Here is a 4682-nt window from a genome sequence, read left to right as displayed (position 1 = left end):
CTGCGGTTGGCGCATTTGTAATGGGTGCCTTGTCATCACTGGTGTTCACGGCTTGCGTCGCCCCGGCGTCAGCCCCACCCCTAGACGTGATACTCCCACGCTCCACTGGATCGGGCTTCTCCTCGCTTCGGTCGCTTTGTTTGTCGCAGCTCGTACCTTCCGGTAATCGAGCCCTGTTCCTGTCGAAACATCCGGAGCCTGAGAAGGCCTACGGTCTTCGGGTGCGTGTTGCGGGCATCGCCCCTTCTCGTCAAAGTGATTCCGTGACGCCCTCGCCCTCATTACGGCTGCAGATAAATCACGGCCGTAGAGAGCACGATGAAGCCGAGCGTCGCGGCGAAGAACACGGTCTCTCTGGTGCGGAGGGGTTTTTTTCTGATATACAGGCTGGCGTTTGTCCCGTAGCCCCGGCAGAGCATGCTCGTGTAGGTGCGCTCGCCCTGCTCGTAGGACCGGATGAAGATCGTCCCGACCGTGTAGCCTACCTGGTGCAGCCGATAGCGGTAGGGGAGGGTGCGGTCGAGGGGATCGAAGCACCGGGTCGCCATTGCGGTCCGTATCCTGCCAAACATCTCGGCAAAGACGAAGATGTAGCGGACCATCATCGCGAGCGTGAGGGTGAACTCCCGGGGCAGGCCGAGCCTCCCCGCCGCCTCGATCATGTCCTGCATCTTCGTCGTCGACGAGAGCAGGATGACGAATGAGATGCTGACGATGAACTTCACGAGGAGGATCGACGCGAACTCCACCGACTCCGCGTAGATCTCGATACCGAAGGGAAGGGTCGCAATCGTATGGAAAACATCGTAATATGGATTTTTTACGAATACCTGGAACGCGACCAGGAAGATCCCGAACGGCAGGATGAGCGCGAGCCTCCGGAGGTAGACGGCCGGAGAGAGGCGGGAGCAGACCCAGAGGAGAGCAAAGAGGGCAAAGAGGGCGGCGCCGACCTCGTAGACCCTTGTCGAGTACGGCACGGCTACGACAGCCACGATGGCGGCGAGGGCTATGAGGAGTTTTATCCGTGCATCCAGCCGGTGGACGATGCTCGCCCCATAAGCGTACTTCTCGATGAAATAGAGATCGTCGATCATTCTCTTCTCGCGTAGGCGTCGAGGAACGACTTCCTCGCGTCTTCATAGGTGTAGGCCATATCGATGGCGACACCGCTCTCCTGCAGCGACCGGATCAGTTTCGGTATGGGCGGCACATCGAGCCTTGTCCGGGCGAGCAACTCAGGCCGGGCGAATACCTCCTCGACCGTCCCGGAGCCCACGACGCTTCCCCGGTCCATCACGTAGATATAGTCCGCCATCTCCGCCACGAGATCGAGATGGTGGGTCGAGAAGATCACCGTCATGCCGTACTCCTCGGGCAGCCGGTTGACGAACGCCACGAGGTCGGCGACACCCTGGGGATCGAGCCCCGCAGTCGGTTCGTCGAGCACCAGCACCTGCGGCTCCATCGCGAGGATGCCGGCGATGGCGACCCGTTTCTTCTCGCCGCCCGAGAGATGATGCGGCACGCGCTCGCGCAGTTCCTCGATCCCCAGGAGGTGCAGGGCCTCCTCGACACGGTGGGCGACCGTCTCCTCGTCGAGGCCGAGGTTGGTCGGGCCGAACGCAACGTCCTGCTCCACGGTGGGTGAGAAGATCTGGTCGTCGGGGTTCTGGAAGACGATCCCGACGAATTTGCGCACCTCACGGACGTTCTCCTTCGTGATGGGTTCGCCCCTGACCAGCACCTCGCCGGACGTGGGTTTGAGGATGCCGTTGAAGTGCTTGAAGAGGGTGCTCTTCCCGGCACCGTTCGGCCCGATGACGGCGATGCGGGACTTCCTCTCTGCGACGAAGTTCACGCCCTCGAGGGCGTGGACGTTGCCGCGATAGATGTGTGTGAGGTCGCGGGTCTCGAGCAGGTGCATAACAGCAAAAAGTGGGAGTTTTTCAGGTATCTAATTATCGGGCCGTGCGGAAGCCTTCGCAACGACGAATACCAGTGCCAGCATGAGAAGCGTGCCGATCACGACCGCAAACACCTCTCCGGGCTTATCCATTCCGGGGATGCTGTAATCCGGCATGAGCGCTTCATACGAGAAGTCGTTTCCGGTCGCGGCGATTGCCTGCTCTTCCGCGGCGCCGGCGGCATCCTCATCGAGTTCGCTGCCCATGAAGGGTTTGGCTTCGTAGATGCTGAAGAACGCGCTCTCAAGCCCGTCCGGGTCTCCCGATGCGAGGAACGGCGCCGCAACCGCGATCACGAGGGCGATCGCGATGCCGATGATGATAAACTGTTTCGTCTCCATTACGCGCTCACTCCCATCGGGTGTTCGAGGATGTCGGGCCGTGCCGAGGCTATCAGGTAGAGAGCAACCGCGGTGATGCCCCCCTCGATGAGGCCGATGACCGCATGGTATGTGCCCATGAAGGTGAGTCCCAGTTCAAGCGGGAACGTGCCGGCGATTGCGAGTTCGACCGCACAGAGGATTGCGGAGATGAAGAGCGACGCCCATCCGGCGATGAATGCGGCGGCATACGCATTCCCGATCACGCCTTTGACGGCGGCGTAGCCATAGTAGCCGACGAACCCGCCGACGACGCCCATATTGACGATGTTCGCGCCCATGACGGTGATGCCGCCGTCACCGAATATGACGCCCTGCACGAGGAGCACCAGCGTCAGGACGAAGACTCCTGCAAACGGCGACCCGAGGACGATCGCCGCGAGCGCCGCACCGACCATGTGGCCGCTCGTCCCCCAGGGGATGGGGATGTTCAACGCCTGGATGGCAAAGATGCCGGCGGCGAGCACGGCGACCAGCGGTATCTTCTCCTCTCCCATCGAGCGCCGCGCCCACCGGAGGGCGAGAGCGATAAAGACGAGGGCGATGACCCAGTAGATCAGGGCCTGCCCCATCGGTATAAACGCATCAGGTATATGCATAACACACCTTGACGAGTTGTATTACGTTTAGGTATAAATGTATTACTAAGCGCGAGGGTTATATCAGCCGGTAAGAATCTGACGTACTCCCGATGCGAAAAGTATGCCCATCGTCCTGACCAATGCAGGTTTCAGGGCGAGCTTGCGAAGCAGGGTGCCCGGCCGGTCCATGTCGCCGTGCTCCACGATCGTCCGGATGATCTCCGGGTCGTCGAGGGCCCGGCAGAGGCGGTCGATCTCCTCCGGCGTCATTCTCTGCCGCATGTGAAGCGCTTTCATCCCGATGTCGAGTTCTTTCCCGAAGTCTTCCTTCCAGCGCCGTTCGTAGTCCCGGAGGCTCCCGTCATCGAACTCCCCGCGCGCGCAGCACGCCGCGGCGACGGCGGCGGCATGCTTCGCCGACCGGACACCGGTGTAGACGCCCCCTCCCGACGTGGGCTTGGCGAACCCCGCCGCGTCGCCGACGATGAGTGCCCGGCGGCCATAGGTCTGCGGCATAACCCCGAGCGGGATGACCCCGCTCACGAGATGGAGCGAGTTTTGCCCGTAGCGGGCGATGAATCGGTCGAAGTGCTCTTTTGCGTACTCCCGGGTACAGAGGCCGACACGTGCCCGGGTCGCCGAGACCGGGATCACCCACCCGAAGAAGTCGGGCGAGGCGTTGGGGTGGAGTTCCACGTAGCGCGGGTCGATTGCATGGGGCACCTCCGCCTGAATCCCGGCGAGGTAGGTCTCCGTCCGCTGCAGATCGAGCATGCGGGCGACGGAGCTCCGCGGCCCGTCGGCGGCGATCAGGAGGCGGAAGGGGATCCCCTCGCGGCCGCGGACGCCCCGGGTCAGGAGGGAGGTGCCCCTGATGCCCGACGCGCTGGTCTTCAAGCGGAACTCCGCTCCGGCGTCCGCCGCCCTCTGTGCCATCTCACGGTCGAGGTGGCCCCGGTCGACGACGTAGGCCTTTGTGACCCCCGCATCAAAGAGAAGTTCCCCGCCAAGATCCGAGACCATACGGGCGCCGCTCACCTCGTTCAGGATCGAGCGTTTCGAAACATCGCACTCGGTAAAAGCAGACGCGGAGAGCAGTCCCGCGCACTGGACCGGGTAGCCGATCGTCCCGTGCTCCTCGATACAGAGCGTCTTAAGCCCCTCCTCCGCGCACGCCCGCGCCGCGGCGCTCCCGGCAGGCCCCGCGCCCACAACGACAACATCCCAGACCAGATTATCATGCCCCGCATGAGTGGGTTCCCGGTTCGCCGGCTGCCTGTCCCTGTGGTGCAGGCCGGCGGGCCGGTTCCTGAGTAGAGTGGACGTTCGGTGATTTAAAAGGGAGCGGGTGGGGGGGAGCGAGGGTTTGGGGTGACTGCGCACCTCACACCTCCGGTGCTCGATCTCCTGCCCTCCGGCCCGCCCCCTATCACACCTGGCAGTGCTTCTGCTCTGGTTCTCCCAAACCATCGCAAGTCCAAGACCTTCGGTCTTCTCCTGCTCCTGCCCTTCGGCCAGTCGCTATCGCCACGCACTGCCCCCGCCCCTCGGGCGGGGAACGACTTCCCCGGAGGGGAAGGAGTTTGAGCACCGTCAGGTGCGTGTGAGGAGGCCGGAGGCCGGGCGGGGTGGGGTGACAAGTGCGGAACTTTGAGGGTCGGAGACAGGGGGGGGGGGGGGGGGCAGGGGAGGAGGAGACGACAGACACGAAAAAACAACAAAAAAAACAAACAAAAAAAAAAAAAAAAACACAA

General features: G+C 62.7%; 5 protein-coding genes. All 5 read right to left on the bottom strand.

Features of this window, described 5'->3' with window-relative positions:
• Nucleotides 1-281: 281 nt before the first annotated feature.
• The 5 genes from cbiQ to BRA62_RS10730 all read right to left on the bottom strand — a co-directional run bounded on the left by cbiQ (nucleotide 282) and on the right by BRA62_RS10730 (nucleotide 4161).
• Entirely contained in the window at nucleotides 282-1097 is an 816-nt protein-coding gene (gene cbiQ / locus BRA62_RS10750; RefSeq protein WP_292366567.1) for a cobalt ECF transporter T component CbiQ, read from the bottom strand.
• A complete protein-coding gene (locus BRA62_RS10745) occupies nucleotides 1094-1927 on the bottom strand; it encodes an ATP-binding cassette domain-containing protein (RefSeq protein ID WP_292366566.1) in 834 nt (277 codons plus the stop codon). Before BRA62_RS10745 ends, cbiQ begins: the two co-directional genes overlap by 4 nt.
• Before the next feature lie 30 nt (nucleotides 1928-1957).
• Complete coding sequence (locus tag BRA62_RS10740) at nucleotides 1958-2308, bottom strand: PDGLE domain-containing protein (RefSeq protein ID WP_292366565.1); 351 nt, start codon at nucleotides 2306-2308, stop codon at nucleotides 1958-1960.
• Nucleotides 2308-2946, bottom strand: a complete 639-nt coding sequence (cbiM, locus tag BRA62_RS10735; RefSeq protein ID WP_292366564.1) for a cobalt transporter CbiM — start codon at nucleotides 2944-2946, stop codon at nucleotides 2308-2310. Before cbiM ends, BRA62_RS10740 begins: the two co-directional genes overlap by 1 nt.
• A 63-nt stretch (nucleotides 2947-3009) precedes the next feature.
• A complete protein-coding gene (locus tag BRA62_RS10730; RefSeq protein ID WP_292366568.1) occupies nucleotides 3010-4161 on the bottom strand; it encodes an NAD(P)/FAD-dependent oxidoreductase in 1152 nt (383 codons plus the stop codon).
• Nucleotides 4162-4682 lie beyond the last annotated feature (521 nt).

It is taken from the genome of Methanoculleus sp. UBA208 (assembly GCF_002498065.1).
GTDB lineage: Archaea > Halobacteriota > Methanomicrobia > Methanomicrobiales > Methanoculleaceae > Methanoculleus.
The sequence above is the reverse complement of the archived record's forward strand: the minus strand, read 5'-3'. Positions and strand labels throughout refer to the sequence as shown.

Bases quoted from the DNA above. Each gene is read 5' to 3' on its own strand.
- cbiQ (WP_292366567.1), bottom strand. From the start codon at position 1,097: ATGATCGACGATCTCTATTTCATCGAGAAGTACGCTTATGGGGCGAGC.
- BRA62_RS10745 (WP_292366566.1), bottom strand. From the start codon at position 1,927: ATGCACCTGCTCGAGACCCGCGACCTCACACACATCTATCGCGGCAAC.
- BRA62_RS10740 (WP_292366565.1), bottom strand. From the start codon at position 2,308: ATGGAGACGAAACAGTTTATCATCATCGGCATCGCGATCGCCCTCGTG.
- cbiM (WP_292366564.1), bottom strand. From the start codon at position 2,946: ATGCATATACCTGATGCGTTTATACCGATGGGGCAGGCCCTGATCTAC.